The 656-nt window shown below is 58.1% G+C and carries 1 protein-coding gene; it reads left to right on the top strand.

Going from position 1 to position 656, the window contains the following annotated elements:
* A partial coding sequence (locus EOA33_RS39595; RefSeq protein WP_190234537.1) for a hypothetical protein occupies positions 1-601 on the top strand: 601 nt, incomplete at its 5' end.
* Between the last annotated feature and the right edge of the window lie 55 nt (positions 602-656).

The raw sequence follows: 656 nt of genomic DNA, 5'->3' as shown, positions 1-656 counted from the left end.
TGTGGCGCATCACGAAGCCGGGCACGCGGTGGCCGCCATCGTTTTGCACCGTCAGACGTTCGACGACGACCGTGAACTCCCTGCTTTCTCAAGTGTTAGTATTTACCCCGACGCCGGTGACGGAGAGTGCGGTGGTGTTGTCGAAGGCGCGGGTTTTTATTCAGCGCAAGGATTCACCTCGAAGCGAAAGCCGATTTTCGAGGACGATATGGATCGATGTTTGGAACGCGATGATGCGATCCGGGAGATAGTTGCGTGTCTGGCAGGTCCTTTTGCAGACTCCGCATTCGAAGGCTATCTGGACCCGCGCGATATGGCGATGAATGCGTCCGATGGGAATGAGGGGAGCTGCGACTACGCGGATGCCAAGCGAATCTATGGTGAGTTGCGGTTCCTGATGCCGCGCCGCCCCCGTTGGAGGCGGATCGAAGATCGCACGGCCCGGCTAGTACTCGCTCACTGGTCAGCCATCGAAGCATTGGCCGCGCATTTGCTGGTCAAGCATGATCTCCAATTCGATGAGGCTCTGACGATTGTTGCGCCGCATCTTCCGCCCATGCCAGCAGCTACGCCGCCAGAGCGTCATCCGCAGCCTGCTTGATCAGCCATTCGATGTGATTTGACCACATCTGCAACACCTCGCGCTTCTCCTTGAC

Origin of the sequence: Mesorhizobium sp. M4A.F.Ca.ET.050.02.1.1 (assembly GCF_003997725.1) — a bacterium.
GTDB lineage: Bacteria > Pseudomonadota > Alphaproteobacteria > Rhizobiales > Rhizobiaceae > Mesorhizobium.
This window is presented reverse-complemented; position numbering and strand designations above follow the sequence as displayed.